Below are 17,236 nucleotides of genomic sequence, written 5' to 3'. Positions count from 1 at the left end.
TTGGGATCAAAGCCGCGGACAACTTAAAACTTAACATTATTTAGCCCTTCAGTCCCGAACCCGTAGTTCCAAGTCGCAAATTACCGATTCCAAAGCCATGCGAATTTTTAATCAGTCTCCTCCTTCTGAAACAGAAACCAAGAAGCGGATTTTACAAGCCGCTCAGCGGTTGTTTGCCCGCAGCGGATACGACGGCACGACAACTCGCGATTTAGCAGCGGCGGCGGGGGTGGCCGAGGGTACGCTATTTCGGCATTTTGATAATAAAAAAGCGATTTTGATTGAGGTGGCGACGGAAGGATGGGTGGAGTTGCTGACGGATTTGCTGACAGAATTAAGCGAGATGGGCAGTTACAAAGCAGTGGCTCAGGTGATGCGGCGGCGGATGCTGAATATCCGCGAGAATAGCGACATGATGCGGGTGTGTTTTTTGGAGGCGCAATTTCACCCGGATTTGCGCGACAGAATTCAGTTGGAAGTCATCGGAAAAATGAGCGATGTGGCTGAGGCTTTTTTTGAAACGGCGATGGAAAAAGGAGTTTATCGGAAGATGAATCCGAAGATTGTCGCTCAGGTATTTTTGGGAATGTTTGCAGTCGCAGGCTTCAGTCAAAATACGATTATGGAGCCGAATGCTTCTGTGCAGCAAATGCAGGAAATGGCTGAAGGACTCGCAGATATTTTTCTGAATGGGGTTTTAGTCAAGGATGAATAATTAGTCATTAGTCATTGGTCATTAGTCATTAGTCATTAGTTATTAGTGGGTGGTTATTTTTTCGTTATTGGTTAGTGGCTATAATAACCAATAACCACTAACCCATCACAATCCCCTATCACCAATCACCAATTACTCTATAAACTCGTACATTTGTTGCACCCACTTCTCCCGATTTTGCTGCCATTCATCCGTCATTACTTCCCAAGTTGTATGGCTTTCAAGTTCCAGCAAGAGACTTGATACTTCTTCAAGCGTCGATGCTATGTGACATTCTTCCACCCAACCTTGCCGGATCATTTTCCAGTAAGTTTGTACCGCTTGCTGCTGAAAATTTGCTTCTAATTCAACTAGCAATTTTGCTAGATGTTTTTCGTCAATTGCTGCTGACACCTCGCTCATCCAACTGTTGCGAGGTTCTTTCCATTCTTCCGTCACTGCGTCCCCGTTTAGGTGGGCTTCAAACTCTAGCAGTAATTGGCTTAGTTCTACCATATTAAATTTTGTCTTGTTTGCAGTTGGCGCTACGATCATACAATTTTTATTCATTAAGATTGTTGGTTCTTTATAATGAGCGATGTGACTGAAGGCTTTTTTTGAAACGGCTCTGGAAAAAGGAGTTTATCGAAACATTAATCCGCAGATTGTCGCTCAGGTATTTTTGGGAATGTTTGCAGTCGCAGGTTTCTGTCAAAATACGATTATGGAGCCGAATGCCTCTGTGCAGCAAATGCAGGAAATGGCTGAAAAACTCGCGGATATTTTAATCTGAATGGGTTTGGCAAAAAGATGAATAATTAGGGCAACAGGGAAAAGTTATTATGGGCAAAATTGTGGACTATTCTATTGGGCCGCTAACGCAGGAAGACGAGCCTTTTCTGTGGGAAATGCTGTATGAAGCGGCGCACATGGCAGAAGAAGGTGAATCAACGGTGCAAGCTGTTGTGAATCATCCTTTAATTGCGAAATATGTCCAGAATTGGGGACGTGCACACGATCTGGGCTTCGCAGCAATCGAATTGAACGGCAGCCAGCCACTAGGCGCCGCCTGGCTGCGTTTGTTTACAGAGGATGACAAGGGGTTTGGCTGGGTTGACGATACTACCCCGGAATTGGCGATCGCCGTTCTTCCAGAATATACAAACCAGGGTGTAGGAACGCAGTTGCTTGCTCGTTTGTTGTCAGCAGCAAAAGTCTCTTATCGCTCAGTATCCCTGAGTGTCAGAAGCTCCAATCGAGCCCTGAGTTTGTACGAGCGATCGGGCTTTAAAGTAATTGAGGGAAGCGAGACAATCAACCGTACTGGAGGGACATCATTCACCATGAAAGTTGATTTTGATTGAGTAAATTATTACTCTTGGTACTCGTGCATTTGCTGTACCCACTTCTCGCGATTCTGCTGCCATTCATCAGCCATAGCTTCCGAATTTGTATTGGTCTCTAGTTCCCGCAATAAACTTGATACTTCTTGAACAATCGAGGCTCCCAGACATTCTTCTACCCAACTTTCCCGGCGCCCTGTCCACTGAATATCCACCGATTCCCCCTGCAAGTTTGATTCCAATTCAACTAGCAATTCGGCTAAATATGTCAGGTTAACTGATGCTGCCACATCGCTAACCCAACTTTCCCGGCGCTCTTTCCATTCTTTTTTCACTCCTTCCGATTTGAGGTTTCTTTCAAAATCTAACAGTAACTGATTCAGTTCTACCATCTTAAATGTTTAATTTTTTGTAGTTTATGCTACAATTATACCAAAATTTTCAACAAACAAAGTGTTAAGTTTTTTAAAGATGGCGGTTGCAGTGAAAGTACAGAATAGATAACTGAATAATGAGCGATGAATTTACGTTAGATATGCTAGATATTCCTGGGGGTTGGAGGCGCGGCGAAGGAGACTGGACTGGAGTAGCGGCGGCTCTTGCTAGAGGGGAAACTGTAGAAGTTATTCAAGAAGTTGGTTCTACTTTGTGGCGAAACAGTCTGCCAGAAAAACATTCTTTGTATTGGGAAGGAGAAAATCTCTCAACTATCAAAGCCCGAATTTGGATTAGTTTCACGCAGAGAAGATTTTCGCCGGAATCTGCTTTGCCAAAGGTTCAGTGGCATCCGAGAGTGTTGTGGATAGGGATAGGTTGCAAACGCTACACGGCGCGAGCATTAATCGAAACTGCGATTCAAAATGTATGTCGCGCTAATCATTTAGCGTCAAGTGCGATCGCAGGTATTGCTACAATAGACACTAAAGCAGGTGAAGTCGGCTTGCTGGAACTTTGTCAAGAGCGAAACTGGCCGTTAAAAACCTTTGCTGCTGACATTTTAAGTTCCGTAGAAGTCCCCAATCCTTCAAATTTTGCAGCCAAACAAGTCGGGACGCCCAGCGTAGCAGAAGCGGCCGCACTTTGTGCGATAGAAGAAATTTTAACCGCAGATGAACACAAAGAAACGCAGATATCCATCAATCATCAGCGTCCATCTGCGTTTATCTGCGGTTCACATCCCCTCTTAGTTCCTAAAAAAATATTTCGCAGTCAAAACCCCCCCGCTTTACAAGGGGGGGTTAGGAGGGGTTCTTCTGTAACAGTAGCCGTGGCAGTTTCGCCGATCGAATATCTGGAGTATCTCGGATAATGTATTACTGAGACAAAGTATCGGCATTCACAAATCGACCAATCAACCCAGAAACGAAGGACAAAACAATGGAACCAAACAAAGCCGGCCAAAAACCGTTAACCGCAAAGCCGATACTGAACGCACCCGCCAACCACGAAGCCAGGGAAAGCGAAATTGCATTCACAACGAATAAAAACAAACCTAAAGTAAGAATGCTCAAAGGCAGCGTCAGCAATGTAATAATCGGTCTGACAACCGCGTTCACCAATCCGATAACAACAGCAGCCAGCATCGCCGCCGGAAAGCTAACCACCGTAATACCTGGTACAATGTAAGCTGTAATCACCAGGGAAACCGCTGCTACTATCCAAGTTAAGAAAAAACTTAGCATATCGTTTTTTTCATCTCCATCACTATTAATTAAGATTTTAACTGTTTAGTCGATCGACCAAAGTTCGGGATACACTACCAAATATCCACCTTGCGAGAATATCAGACTTATGAAACTCGGGCAACTAGCAGCATTCCTCTTGGCGCTAACTATCTTCATCCTCCCGCGGCCAGCGCTGGCTCAATCTAAATATTACGCTCCGCCACTGTCCTTTAGCAACGCTGAACTGACAAGACGCGATTTTTCTGGTCAAATGCTGCGGGCTGCTGAGTTTTCTAACGCTAATATGGACTTGACTAATTTTTCTAATGCCGATTTGCGGGGAGCAATTATGAGCGCTTCGGTGATGACTCAGGCGAATTTGCACGGAGCCAACTTAACTAATGCAATGATAGATCAAGTTAAATTTACTAAGGCCGATTTAACCGATGCAATTTTAGCGGAAACAATTTTGCTGCGTTCTACTTTTGAGGGAGCTGATATCACCGGCGCTGACTTTAGCGACGCAATTATGGATGGCGCACAAGTTAAAGAATTGTGCACAAAAGCCAGCGGTATTAATTCCCAAACAGGGGTTTCTACTCGCGATTCCTTGGGATGCCGCTGATATCATCTCCGGTCAATTACTGATGATTGTTTGTTGGGTGGGGGCGGGTTTTTGAGATTGTTTGTTTGGGGCGATTATGGTTGGTGGAAGCCGCCCCTACGAAACCATATTTTGTAGGGGCGGCTTCCACCAAAAAGATATAATGATTACCAACAATTTAGATAAACCCGCCCCCACACCGCGAATTATTCACTTGGCTTTTTTCTGAGAAGCCGCATAATGCTCTCTCATTAACTGATTAACTTCAGGATTGTAAATCCGCAGATAATTCCAGTAATTTTCAAACACGGATTTCACGTATTCTTTCGTTTCAGGAAACGGAATCTTTTCCGCAAAAGCATCAGGGTCACTAAAATTAAACCTCTTCAACCAATCTGCTACTGCATTCGGTCCGGCATTGTAACTCGCCACAGCTAACATCGAGTTATTCTTGTACTCGTCGTGAGTGTGATCCAAGTACCACGTACCGAGTTTAAGGTTGTCGTCCACATTCTCCAATGAATACTTTTTGAGGGTAATTTTCTCAGCAACCCAAGCTGCTGTCTCCGGCATTACTTGCATTAAACCGGTAGCGCCCACTGATGATTTTATGGCGGGCATAAAGCGCGATTCTTGGCGGATCAAGGCTGTTACTAATACTGGGTTGATTTGGCGTTCTTGCGACCATTTGACAATGGTTTCTAAGTAAGGAAAAGGATAAAGTGCTTGCCAATAAGCCGGCTCCTGTCTGAAAGCGAGGTATTGGGTTCTATCATCTGGTTTGTCGCGCTGCCGCAAACTCCCAACCATCCACAAACCGTCTAAATTGTCTCCGACTGCAACTCGCATTAAACCGTCGGTAAACTGTTCGGCAATACTTGGTTCTATGCGGTCGATAAATTCTATTTGCCACAGCGTCCAAGCATCTCTATCTTGACCTAATTGATAGAGTTCTTTTAACGCAGGAGAACCGGCGGTTGGTTCGGGGCGCTGAGGGGGCCGCACTACATTCGGAGACAAATCTCGGACTGTGGTAAAGTCGCCTACGGGCCAGCCGAGAAGTACAGCAGAGCGCCACGCAAAATATGATTCTGGATAGCGTAAAATAGTGTAGTCAAATGCAGTCTTGGCGTCTTGTTCGCGGCCGAGTTGAAGAGCCCATTTCCCGACCCAAAATGCTGCTTGTGGAGCTTGTTCGCTGTCGGGATTGTGGGTGGTTAATTCTCTCGCCCACTCCCAAGCTGATTTTAAATCTCCGCCTTTGGCAAACTGCTGGGCGATCGTCCACCGCAATTCGCCTGCTTTATCAGAATTATTGTATTTTGTCAAGAGCAACTTCCGGGTTTCTGAAGCGGATTGACCGCTGCGTGCTTTGTCGAGAAGTTGGGATTTATCTAACAAAGCTTCGGGGGCATAATTGGGGAATTTGCTAATAACTCGATCGAGATAAACGATCGCATCCTTTGGCTCGCTCAGCCGCGACAGCCGAATTAAACCCAAACCAGTATCTTCGGAATCGGGAAACTCCCGCACTAATTCTTGATAGGCAATTCTCGATTCCGGGATTTTCCCGTCGAGCCACAAACCGCGAGCTTTGCGGTAAAGATTTTTGGGGGTGCGAGGAGCTTTCCCGTAAGCAATAGCTCCTTTGCCGTAATCTTGTTTTTCCCAATAGCCGAAGGCAATTTCTTCCCAATGTTCCGGTTTCAAAGCGGCGCTGTTTTGCTGCACCAGTTGTTCCAAAATTGTACCGTAATCTTTGACATAATGACCGTATTTTGCGAACAGCAGCATTAACTCCGGCTGATTGGGATTTTCTTTTAACTTGCGGAGGGCAATTTCTACGCTGCGGGGATGAGCGGGAAATTCAGTAACTGCCTGTTGCCAATATTCCGGTTTTGACTTGCCTAAAACATATAAAGCTTCGGCTGCTACCGGGTCGCTCGGATAGTTTTTTAGCAGTTCCTCCCAAGCTTTTTGGGTTTTGCCTTTGTCGCCGCTCAATTGGTAAGCTTGGGCTCTTTTTAGGGCAATGTGAGAGGCTAAAACCGGATATTCTTGCTCTAATTTGTCCAATAACTTTAATGCTTTGGCGGCATTTCCTTGCTGGATTAAATCGCTGGCAAGCAGGTAGCGGGCGCGGCTTTGAGGGGAGATTTGCTGCTGCGGGTTCGTACTTGCAGAGTGACTGGCTGCGAGTTCAACTAATTTCGCCTCTCGCTCGCTCGGTGACAGCGATACCAGCATCTTGACGGACGATTCGGCATTGGCTGCATCCAGGGGCTGCTGAACCTTCTGGAACGAGCCCAAACCCATCCATTTCATCGCAGCAACCAAAGAGCCTAGAGCCATAACGCAAACTGAAACGCTGATTAAAACAGTAAATCGGGCCCGGCGTCGTTTTAGCATGGGAAAATTTAAGATAATAACAATAGAGAACCGATCGTTTATCAAGAGCCATCCCAGGCAGGATGCCTGTTCCACGCCATCACAGGCATCCTGCCCGTTCAACGAGAAATAAATGTTAAGACTGGGGATCAGCCCTTTGGGCCGAGCCTAAAACAGATTATTGAGATTGGTGCGAGATCCGATCTCCGGCGGACTTGGCTGATATAGTAGCAGAATTTATTTCGATGCGGAACGGAGAATTTGTGCGATCGATCTATTTACCCGCACCAAGGAAAAACCACAAACCACCCACTACAAAGTACAATCAAAAATCTAAAATCTAAAGTGTAAATCAAAACATGGAATTTCTAGTCACCGATACGCCCCCTGAAGCTTGGACGGGAGACGCCCTGGCAATTGGTCTGTTTGAGGACGCCCTCGAACTCACGCAGGAGCTGGCACAATTAGATGAAAAGCTTGCAGGCACTTTGAAAGAGCTGCTACTGGAAGTAGATTTTAAGGGTAAAGCAGGCACGAGCGCCATCACCCGCGTCGGCGGCAATAATCCCATTCGCAAAATTGCGATCGTCGGTTTGGGCAAAACAGAGGACTTAAAATTAGACACCCTGCGGCAAGCAGCGGGTGTTGGCGCCAAGTTAGCCAAAAAGGAGAAATGCAAAACCCTCGGAATTAGCTTTCCGGTGTGGAAAAACGCGCCGGATTCTACAGCAAGCGCCATCGCCGAAGGTGTAGAACTCTCCTTGAATCAAGACAACCGTTTCAAATCGGAACAGGAAGACAAAAGCCCCCAACTCAAACAAATTCATTTGCTCGGTTTGGCCGGTACCGAAAGTGCGATCGCCCGCGCCCGCCAAATCACTGCCGGAGTTATTTTAGCACGGGAATTAGTCGCAGCGCCGGCTAATTTTGTTACCCCGATTACAATGGCCGAAACCGCTCAAAGTCTGGCTGCAGAATGCGGTTTAGAATTAGAAATATTGGAGCAGGAAGAATGCGAAAAGCTCGGCATGGGAGCGTTTCTCGGCGTTGCCAAAGCATCCGATTTGCCGCCGAAATTCATTCATTTGACTTACAAACCAGAAGGCACACCGCGCCGCAAAATAGCAATTGTGGGCAAAGGATTGACCTTTGATTCTGGCGGTTTGAACATCAAAGGAGCCGGCAGCGGCATTGAAATGATGAAAGTAGATATGGGCGGCGCTGCGGCTACTTTCGGAGCGGCAAAGGCGATCGGTCACATCAAACCAGATGTGGAAGTTCACTTTATCAGCGCCGTCACTGAAAACATGATTAGCGGCCGCGCCATGCGCCCTGGAGACATTCTTACAGCTTCCAACGGCAAAACAATTGAAGTCAACAATACTGACGCCGAAGGGCGTTTAACCCTGGCTGACGCTTTGGTATTTGCTGAGAAATTGGGAGTTGACGCAATTGTCGATTTAGCAACTCTAACCGGTGCTTGCGTAATTGCTTTGGGCGAAGATATCGCGGGTTTGTGGAGTACTCAAGATAGCGTCGCCGCCGACCTAGTCGCCGCCTCAGAATTGGCAGGCGAAAAATTTTGGCGAATGCCGATGGAAGAAAAATATTTTGAGGGCTTGAAAGCATTGCACGCCGACATGAAAAATACTGGCCCGCGTCCCGGCGGTTCGATTACGGCGGCGCTATTTTTGAAGCAGTTTGTGAAGGATACTCCTTGGGCGCATTTAGATATTGCCGGCACGGTTTGGAGTGACAAAGAAAATGGCTACAATGGCCCTGGGGCTACCGGTTTTGGAGTTCGGACTTTGGTGCATTGGGTGCTGGGCGCTGCTTAATTGTCTATTTCCAGCGCAAAAATTGAGATTTTCTCTGCCTTAAAATCCCGTTAGTCCATCAGTGAGCCAGGGGTTTAAGACCCCAGGCTCATAGCTTAAGTAATCTAAAAGAAAACTTAATAGGGATCATTAAAAAATTAAATGTTTCTGAACCCCTAAGTAGGCGAATTTACGTATTCCGTCACTGCGAGGAACGTAAGGGTTGCCAGCCGCGACGCTCGCCATCGCTCATACTTGCCGAAAGCTTGGCTCCCAGGGCCCAACCCAGACAGTTTTGACATTCCCTGAAAAAATAGCTGTTTCATAAAAAATGAAAAAAGTATATAATTATGTAAATATTTCACTAGCAGAAATCAAATAATTATATTTGAGCGGGTTTGCATTGGTACAGATAACTTTTTTCTTGAACTTTATGCAAGAACAATTAACAATTTTTTTTTCAACACTTGCTGTATCTTCCGCACTCTGCTGCAACGCACTGCCTGAGTTGCGACTCTACGCTGTTTTTGACTCGCTGACGGCACTGGCTTATTGCTCGATCGCGCTATGTTTAGTTTATTTTACCCGCCAAGGTTCTCAGAGCAAGATTTTCCGGCTGTTGGCCATTGTTTTTTTTGCCTGGAGCGCGGCTAAATTGACGGAAGTTTGGACGCTTTGGCATTCCATATATTGGCTGTCGGTAACTCTCAAAGCTGTAAGTGCTTTGATTTCTTGGCTTTTAGCCGCAGTCGCCCTCGCCCTCCTGCCCAAAGCACTTGCCGAGTCAGGTTTAAAGCAAAAAGAAAATTTTCAACAACAGTCGTTAAAACAGGTAGAAGAAAATCAGGACCAGCATGATATCCAGACAGGAGAATTGGCAAAACAATCGATCGATATTTACCCTTCAGATACTATTGTCGATCGCGCTTTAGCTCTCTGTTCGCTTAACGAACAGTTAGAAAGAGAAATTGCCGATCGCCAGCGGGTTGAGGAAAAGTTGCAACTGACTCAATTTGCGATCGACCGCTCGGCCGATGCGGTATTCTGGATCGGGTCGGACGGTAAATTTTTGTACGTCAACGACGCTGCTTGCTCTTCATTGGGATATTCTGCTGCAGAATTGCTCTCGATGACCGTGCACGACATCAATCCAGATTTTCCCGAAACTGCTTGGAGTTTGCACTGGAAAGTCTTAAAACGCTGCGGTTCGGTTAATATTGAAGTTCACCACGTCACTAAGTACGGTCGAATTTTTCCGGTAGAAATTACGATCGACTATTTGGAATTTAACGGCAAAGAATATCAGTGCGCCTTTGCTCGTGACATTAGCGAGCGCAAGCGGATTGAGGCAGCTTTGCGAGAAAGGGAAGAAGAATTTAGGTCATTAGTTTCTAGCATTCCCGGTGCCGTTTACCGTTGCAGTGCTGCAGGGCGATCGAACGTAACTTTTATCAGCAGCGGCATAGAAGCTATTTCCGGCTATCCCGCAGCTAACTTTATGGTTCAACCGGTGCAGGCTTTTCCTAGTTTAGTTCATCCCGATGACGCCGAGGCGAGCCAGAAAATTATCGATATGGCTATTAAGGCAAAACAACCTTACACGATCGAATATCGCCTGATTCACTGCAACGGAAATGTGCGGTGGGTTGCAGAGAAAGGTCAAGCTATTTTCAACGCAGCAGGTGAAGTTTTATCGCTCAACGGCGCCATTTTTGACATAACAGAGCGCAGAGCAGCAGAGGATGCTTTGCGCCTCTCCGAGGCGATCGCCAACAATAGAGCCCAGCAGCTAGAAAACGCTCTTAAAGAACTCCGAGAAACTCAAGCTCACCTAATTCATACCGAAAAAATGTCAAGTCTCGGTCAAATGCTAGCTGGAGTAGCTCACGAAATTAACAACCCTGTCAGTTTTATCTACGGAAATATTTCCTACGCCAGCCAATATGTCAGGGACTTGTTGCAGCTTGTGGAACTTTACCAAAAATACTATCCTCAGCCAACTGCAGAACTTCAAGAATGTATTGAAAATATCGATTTAGAATTTCTGAGAGAAGATTTGCTAAAAATCTTCTCTTCGATGAAAATGGGAGCAGATCGCATTCGCGAAATAGTTCTGAGCTTGCGAAACTTCTCGCGTGTAGACGACTCGGTAAAAAAGCCGGAAAACATTCACGAAGGCATAGACAACACCCTCCTAATTTTGCACAACAAACTGAGAGCCAGAGCCGACTATCCCGAAATCCAAGTAATCAAAGATTACGCTAAACTGCCCTTAATTGAATGTTATGCAGGTCAGCTAAATCAGGTATTTATGAATCTGCTTAGCAACAGTATTGACGCCTTGGAAGATGCTTGCAACCAAAAAAGGCTATCGGGCGGCAGCGACTGGAAACCAACTATTAGCATTCGCACAGAAGTCCTGAACGAAAATACTATTTGCATCCGCATTGCCGATAATGCGATCGGCATGACAGAAGAAGTGAGGAGCCGATTGTTTGACCCGTTTTTCACGACAAAACCGATGGGAAAAGGCACGGGCTTGGGGTTAGCCATAAGTTACCGAATTGTCTCGGAAAAACACGCCGGAGCCTTGAGCTGCCGTTCCGCCGTAGGAGAAGGTACGGAATTTGCGATCGAGATTCCTTTATGAATTAGTCCGACGGAAGTATCAAGACTTTACCAGAAGTTATCAGTCACTATAAAGCGGGCGGTAGAACTATTAAGAAAAAAGAATTTGCTGGAGTAAGCTGTCGCGCATTTAAATTGCATATTCTCCGCGGGCGGGACACCCCACTCATTGTTTTATTGTTTTTTGATCTACAATTTAAATCCCGAACAGCTTAGGAAGTGAAAACTAGCTCAAAATTTGGTTTCAGGCTTTAAGTTCACTGTCAAAGAACAGCGGGAATTGCTGAATTTTATGACAAGTTTAATAAACGTCTCATATTAAATCCGTTAGCATCGGAATAGTAAATTCGAGTTCACTAGACCTCTTGCAAAAATCCACCAGACCCCTCCCCAACCCTCCCCGAAGTCACGGTTCGGGAGCCTAATTTGTCTTGCTTCCCCCCGAAACCGCGGGGGGTGAGTTTTTGACTTTTGCAAGAGGTCTACTGTTCACTGTCAACCGCCAACAGTCAACAGTCAACATCATTCCAGTGTAACCGGAAATGATATCATTTATCAACAACCCCGCTTTGAGATACCTGAATTTACCCTTTTTAAAATTTGCCAATAGGCAACTCAATCACAAACTTAGTCCCCTCTCCGGGGGCATAAAAACACCGCCCTAATCATCAACATGGAATTGAAATCGTAAATTCTGTACCTACCCCTTTAGTTGAGTTCACTTCTAGCATACCAGAGTGTTTCTCAACTACAATCTGCCGTGCGATCGCCAAACCCAATCCCGTACCTTTACCTACACCTTTAGTTGTAAATAAGTGGTCAAAAATATTACCTTTTATCTCATCTGCTATCCCTAGCCCGTTGTCAGAAATGCGAATCGTCACCCACTCCTTAGACTGTCTTTCTGTCCGAATCGTGATGCAATTGGCTGGGGCTTTAATCTTCTCTAAACGCTGTTCCCGATTTGATTCTTCCAGTGCATCAATGGCATTTGCCAATATATTCATAAACACCTGATTTAATTGTCCGGGGAAGCACTCAACTGGTGGCAAGTTCCCGTACTCTTTCACTACTTCAATAGCTGGACGCTGTTCGTTGGCTTTTAATCGATGTTTGAGAATCAAAATCGTACTGTCAATTCCCTCATGAATATTGAAAGGAACTTTGTAATCTTTGTCGGCTCTGGAGAAAGTGCGAAGACTGGTGCTGATACCTTGGATGCGATCGCACCCGACTTGCATAGAATGCAACATTTTCGGTAAATCTTCTAAGAGATATTCAATGTCCATCTCTTCTGCTTTTTCTTCAATCTCTTCACCCGGACTGGAAAATTTTTCTTGGTAGAGTTGCAGGTATTCTGTAATATCTTTGACGGCGGCGATCGCTTCATGAATATTGCCTGAAATAAATCCGACTGGATTATTAATTTCATGGGCAACCCCGGCCACTAAATTCCCCAAAGCCGACATTTTTTCGCTCTGCACTAATTGCAGTTGTGATTGTTCCACCTGGTGGGCGTAGTCCTGCGCTTGCTGATACAATCGCGCATTTTCTAAGGAAATGGCAGCCTGCGTGCAAAGGAAGTGGAGGACGAGGAGACGATCGCGAGTAAACACTCCTTTCGTCGAGCGATGTTCGAGATAAAGTATGCCAACTAAATTCCCGCGATCGACAATCGGAGTACATAGCATACTCTGAGCCTGATACTGGAGCGTACCGTCATTCATTAAACCTGGAATATCGGTTTTGCCTCCTTCAATAACCACAGTTTCTAGGGTATGCTTGACATAATAAATTAGCTTGAGCGGAATCCCTACAGAACTATCTAGAGCTTGGGTTTGCAGTAGGGTTGTGGGTGGTTGGTTATCTGGATTGATGTGAGTTATTGCTCGGATTTGCCATTCATCTTGATGGGGGAGTAGCAAAGCACAAGTTTCTGCCCCAGAAGTTTTCAAAATAATTTGATTGAGGGTGCCGAGCAATTCATCAATCTGAATTTTACTGGATAAAGCTTGAGCAGCTTGCATAATAGAGCCGAAATCAAGGACATCGGAAATACTGGTGCTGCTGGTGCTGGAAGTATGCGAAGAGTGGCTAATCGTTGCCAGCGTCTCTAGAGGATTAAAGTGAAGTTTGGGCTGATTCAGGATAGGCTGAAGTAATTGGGAATAGCGTTGTTCTAAGTCTTCAACTTTGGCTTTAGCTCCCCAACGGCCATAACAGTAATAAGCCTCCTGCATATAGCCGGCGGCAACTTTTTCTTTGCCCCAGTCCAGGTAGAACTTGGCAGCTAATTCGTTGGCTAGCGCTTCTTCTTGCAGATATTCGTTTTCTTTGGCTCCTGCAATCGCGCGATCGTAAAAATCTATCGCCTCAACTTGCTGTCCTAAAACGCGATAGCGCTCTGCTTCGACCAAATAAAACTTATGCAAGTGATTCATAGGGGCATACTGGGCCCATCGCTTGCTCTTACCCTGATTCGCTCCCACTTTCTCGAGGATGCTGGCTTGTTTTTTTGCATCAGCCTCGGCATACACCGCTAAGTAAGTTAGGGATCCGTAGAAATAAATTAGCGAATATTGCAGGCCTGCCGTTAGTACATCCGAATATTGCTCTGCCAGAAGCGCATTTTCCAGCGCTTGTTGATAGTTTTCAAACAAATAACCGAGAATCAACTTATTGAGATAAACGCTGCAAATCGCATACTGTACATTATGGGCTTGATGCTCTGGCATCATGAGGTCTTCGTTATAAGCCTCCCCAACCAAGTGACAGGGATTATCAGCTTGGCCTCGCAAGTTCAAAACAGCCTGTCGAAAAATTTTCAGGTAACTGAGTGCGACTCCCTGGCGAATCTGAGCGATAGCGCGATCGAATGTTTCTGTCTCCCGCTCCATTTCCACCAAGTCTCTGCCCATAGAGAAAGAAAGTGACGTATAATTGTAAAGCCCATAGGCAGCATATTCTAATTCTCCGGCTTCTAGCGCAATTTGATAGGCTTCTAGCAAGAATGACAAAGACTCGTGGGGATGGCGTTTCCAATGCCGGACATAGCCATACACAAGGTTGTAAGTTTTAGTTTTTAACTCTTTGTTTTTCAGATGGCCTAGCAGGCCTAAAGCTACCTCACCCGATTGATAGCTGATATCAATATCGCCTCCCGTTCCTGCCTGTATTAAGCCGTACCAAGCATAACTAAAAGCAGATGCCGGAGCATTTCCGTAAGCCAGACATAGCTCGATTGGCTTGCACACGATTGAGGAAAATAATTTAGATCCAGACTGATAAAAAGCCGAGACAACAGTGCCTAAAATTCGGATTGCTGCTAAATAGTACGGGTCGGTCATCTCTGGCAAATTAATCAAATATTCGATAGTATAGCTGGCGAACTTCTGTTTAATTTCGTTCTGGGTTTGCTGAACCTGTTCTAAGCTGGGATTATCGGGAAATTCCACTCCCAGTTGCTTGAGAATTGTGAGAGCGTGTTGTTGTGCTAAGGGTAGATTATTCTGAGCGATGCAACTTTGAATTCGTACTGTGTAGACTTTTACAGTATCGAGACAGGTACGGGCTTGCTGCAATACGATCTGTGTCCGTTGCTCCATTTGTTCAAAGTCACCGCTCAAAAATGCCACCTCAACTGCTTCCTCAAACAGATTTAAGGTGAGCTGGTACTGGCTATCCCAACAATCCGTTGCTAATAAGTCAATTCCCTTGCTGAAGCACTCAACCGCCGTCGCATAAGCTGTTGCGGTTTTTGCTTTTCGTCCAGCTACCAGATTTAACTGAGCAAATTCTTGCCGCTGCGCGCGATCGCTAATCAGTTTAGTCCCGATATTCACATGGTTAATAATTTCAAAAATTCTTTCTTCCCGCTCGGCTGCAGATGTATCCCTTAACAATAGTTGACCTATTTTTAAGTGAGTCGAGCGTTTTTTGTCTTCGGGAATCAGAGAATAGGCAGCCTGTTGTACGCGATCGTGTAAAAACTTGTATTTGACTAATGGTTGATTATTAACTAATAAGCAGTCGGCATCTTCCTCACGACTTGTTACTGATAAACTATTCCCCCCTTCTTGATAAAATTTATAAACCTCGCTAAAGGGTAAAATTAACCCTTCTTGCAATGCATTCCACAGAGCCGTTGATGTTTCTGATTGAGATTGTTCAGCAACAATAGTCAACGTTGCCAGATCGAATTGATTGCCAATGCAGGCCGCTAACTTCAAAACTTTCTGCGTTGAAGCAGGAAACTTTCGCAACTGAAGCGCCATGAACTCCACGACATCATCTGTCATTGCCAAGGTTCTGACTTGGGCAATATCGCACTGCCAATGCCGAGCCTTAAAATTAAATACAATTAGACCATCTTCATGCAAAGATTTAAGAAATTGCGTGCTGAAAAATGGATTACCTTTGGTTTTCTGATAAACTATTTCGGTCAGGGGCCTGGCCAACTCTGTAGAACAAGCTAGGGTGTCGGCAATTAAATAATTCAAATTCCAGCAATCGAGCCGCTCTAAGGTAATTGTGTTTACCGTTGATCCGGTTTTTTGAATTTCGGATAAGGTTCGCATCAAAGGGTGTAATGGACTGACTTCGTTATCTCGATAAGCTCCGATTAAAAAGAGATAGCGGCGATCGCGATCGCTTGTCAGAAGTTGAATCAATTTCAACGACGCTGAGTCAGCCCATTGCAAATCGTCCAAGAAGATGACAAGGGGGTGTTCTTGAGTTGTAAAGACTTGAATGAAGTTCTCGAATAACCGATTGAAGCGATTTTGGGCTGCACTACCAGTCAGTTGTGGGGCGGGAGGTTGCTCTCCGATAATCCTCTCTAGTTCGGGAATCACCTCAACAATTACTTGACCGCTGTCACCCAATCCTGCCAGCATTTTAATCTTCCACTGCTCAATTTCAGTATCCGATTCGCTCAATAATTGGCCCATCAAGTCTCGAAAAGCTTGGACAAAAGCGCTGAAGGGAAGGTTTCGTTGAAATTGGTCGTACTTGCCTTTGATGAAGTAGCCTCTGGCTCCCACTATGGGCTTGTGAACTTCGTTGACGACAGCGGTTTTGCCAATTCCGGAGAAGCCAGCTACTAGCATCATTTCGGCGCTTCCAGCACTCACACGCTCGAAGGCCGATAGTAGGGAAGATACTTCTGTTTCTCGACCATAAAGCTTTTCAGGAATTAGGAAGCGATCGCATACATCCCGCGTTCCTAACTCAAAAGTTTCAATGTTTCCAGTTTCTTGGCACTGCTGCAAACACCGTTCTAAGTCATGTTTCAATCCCAAGGCACTTTGATAGCGCTGTTCGGCATTTTTTGCCATCAGCTTCATCACAATATCCGAAACCGCCTGCGGGATTTCTTTGCTGTTTATTGCAGGAGGTTGTTTGGCAATATGGCAGTGAACCAACTCCATCGGATCGTCACATTCAAAGGGCAGTTTCCCGCTCAGCAGTTCGTAAAAGGTGGCTCCCAGAGAATAAAAGTCTGTGCGGTAGTCGATACCTCGGTTCATTCGTCCGGTTTGTTCGGGAGAAATATAGGCGAGGGTTCCTTCTAAAACGTTGGGATTTTGAATTTCTTGAGTTTCTCTCGGCAGTAGGGAGGCGATGCTAAAGTCAATTAGTTTGACTTGTTTAGTTTCGGGATGAATCAGGATGTTAGCTGGCTTAATATCTTTGTGAATGACTCGATACTGATATAGTGCATTGAGAATGTCAGTTATTTGAATGGCAATTTCCAAGATTTCTACCAGAGTCAGCGATCGCTCTTGGGCGTAGTCGCGCAGAGAAATGCCGCCAAAATCCTCCATCACGAGGGCGTAACTGTTGCGGTAGAATTCTAGAGTGTAGCCTTCAACGACTCCCGGCAGGTGTAGATTCTTGGCGATCGTGTACTGGTTGCGGAATTGCAGCAGTTCGCTAAAACTGGGATAGTCTCGATTCAGTAGTTTAATGACAACCGGAATCTGGTCTGTTTCTCGGATAGCTCGATAAACTACGGTTCTCGAACCGCAGTACAGTTGCTCAACCAGATGATATCCCGAAATTTGGTTCATTAAATCCACTGCTGTACTCATCTGGAT

12 protein-coding genes and 1 pseudogene are annotated in these 17,236 nt (G+C 45.5%); 7 read left to right on the top strand and 6 right to left on the bottom strand.

Annotated features, from left to right (window positions below):
* Nucleotides 1–97: 97 nt before the first annotated feature.
* Nucleotides 98–715, top strand: coding sequence for a TetR/AcrR family transcriptional regulator (locus QUB56_RS08605; RefSeq protein WP_332948224.1), 618 nt, complete (start codon nucleotides 98–100; stop codon nucleotides 713–715).
* Nucleotides 716–847: 132 nt separating this feature from the next.
* Here the strand turns inward: QUB56_RS08605 and QUB56_RS08600 are convergent, their stop codons facing one another.
* Nucleotides 848–1,210, bottom strand: a complete 363-nt coding sequence (locus tag QUB56_RS08600) for a hypothetical protein (RefSeq protein ID WP_332954734.1) — start codon at nucleotides 1,208–1,210, stop codon at nucleotides 848–850.
* Nucleotides 1,211–1,301: 91 nt separating this feature from the next.
* Between QUB56_RS08600 and QUB56_RS37160 the strand changes: the two are divergent.
* Both QUB56_RS37160 and QUB56_RS08595 read left to right on the top strand, forming a co-directional pair.
* A pseudogene (locus tag QUB56_RS37160) lies at nucleotides 1,302–1,487 on the top strand (TetR/AcrR family transcriptional regulator); the annotation flags it as partial.
* Nucleotides 1,488–1,536: 49 nt separating this feature from the next.
* Nucleotides 1,537–2,058 carry a GNAT family N-acetyltransferase gene (locus QUB56_RS08595; RefSeq protein WP_332954733.1) on the top strand — a complete coding sequence of 174 codons (522 nt, stop codon included), beginning with the start codon at nucleotides 1,537–1,539 and terminating at the stop codon, nucleotides 2,056–2,058.
* Between the two features lie 8 nt (nucleotides 2,059–2,066).
* Here QUB56_RS08595 and QUB56_RS08590 read toward each other — a convergent pair whose 3' ends face one another.
* Nucleotides 2,067–2,429, bottom strand: a complete 363-nt coding sequence (locus QUB56_RS08590; protein ID WP_332948220.1) for a hypothetical protein — start codon at nucleotides 2,427–2,429, stop codon at nucleotides 2,067–2,069.
* A 119-nt stretch (nucleotides 2,430–2,548) separates the two neighbouring features.
* Between QUB56_RS08590 and QUB56_RS08585 the strand changes: the two genes are divergently transcribed.
* Nucleotides 2,549–3,346 (top strand): cobalamin biosynthesis protein, encoded by a 798-nt coding sequence (locus tag QUB56_RS08585; RefSeq protein ID WP_332954732.1) that lies wholly within the window; start codon nucleotides 2,549–2,551, stop codon nucleotides 3,344–3,346.
* A gap of 4 nt (nucleotides 3,347–3,350) precedes the next feature.
* On the opposite strand, the gene QUB56_RS08580 is transcribed toward QUB56_RS08585, so the two are convergent.
* Nucleotides 3,351–3,719, bottom strand: a complete 369-nt coding sequence (locus QUB56_RS08580; protein ID WP_332954731.1) for a phage holin family protein — start codon at nucleotides 3,717–3,719, stop codon at nucleotides 3,351–3,353.
* 109 nt (nucleotides 3,720–3,828) lie between these two features.
* Here QUB56_RS08580 and QUB56_RS08575 point away from each other — a divergent pair, with 109 nt between their 5' ends.
* Nucleotides 3,829–4,326, top strand: a complete 498-nt coding sequence (locus tag QUB56_RS08575; protein ID WP_332954730.1) for a pentapeptide repeat-containing protein — start codon at nucleotides 3,829–3,831, stop codon at nucleotides 4,324–4,326.
* Between the two features lie 189 nt (nucleotides 4,327–4,515).
* On the opposite strand, the gene QUB56_RS08570 is transcribed toward QUB56_RS08575, so the two are convergent.
* Nucleotides 4,516–6,714: a transglycosylase SLT domain-containing protein gene (locus QUB56_RS08570; protein ID WP_332954729.1), complete on the bottom strand. Its 2,199-nt coding sequence runs from the start codon at nucleotides 6,712–6,714 to the stop codon at nucleotides 4,516–4,518.
* A 338-nt stretch (nucleotides 6,715–7,052) separates the two neighbouring features.
* On the opposite strand from QUB56_RS08570, the gene QUB56_RS08565 reads away from it, so the two are divergent.
* On the top strand, nucleotides 7,053–8,531 hold the full coding sequence (locus QUB56_RS08565) for a leucyl aminopeptidase (protein ID WP_332954728.1): 1,479 nt from the start codon (nucleotides 7,053–7,055) through the stop codon (nucleotides 8,529–8,531).
* A 155-nt stretch (nucleotides 8,532–8,686) separates the two neighbouring features.
* On the opposite strand, the gene QUB56_RS08560 is transcribed toward QUB56_RS08565, so the two are convergent.
* Nucleotides 8,687–8,836 (bottom strand): hypothetical protein, encoded by a 150-nt coding sequence (locus QUB56_RS08560; protein ID WP_332954727.1) that lies wholly within the window; start codon nucleotides 8,834–8,836, stop codon nucleotides 8,687–8,689.
* A gap of 107 nt (nucleotides 8,837–8,943) precedes the next feature.
* Here QUB56_RS08560 and QUB56_RS08555 point away from each other — a divergent pair, with 107 nt between their 5' ends.
* Nucleotides 8,944–11,160 carry a PAS domain S-box protein gene (locus QUB56_RS08555; RefSeq protein WP_332954726.1) on the top strand — a complete coding sequence of 739 codons (2,217 nt, stop codon included), beginning with the start codon at nucleotides 8,944–8,946 and terminating at the stop codon, nucleotides 11,158–11,160.
* 646 nt (nucleotides 11,161–11,806) lie between these two features.
* On the opposite strand, the gene QUB56_RS08550 is transcribed toward QUB56_RS08555, so the two are convergent.
* The gene (locus QUB56_RS08550) at nucleotides 11,807–17,230 is read right to left on the bottom strand and encodes an AAA family ATPase (protein WP_332954725.1); all 5,424 of its coding nucleotides are present in this window, start codon (nucleotides 17,228–17,230) and stop codon (nucleotides 11,807–11,809) included.
* Between the last annotated feature and the right edge of the window lie 6 nt (nucleotides 17,231–17,236).

Source organism: Microcoleus sp. AR_TQ3_B6 (assembly GCF_036702785.1).
Lineage (GTDB): Bacteria > Cyanobacteriota > Cyanobacteriia > Cyanobacteriales > Microcoleaceae > Microcoleus.
Note: the sequence above shows the minus strand (reverse complement) of the source record. Positions and strands in the feature narration are given on the sequence as shown.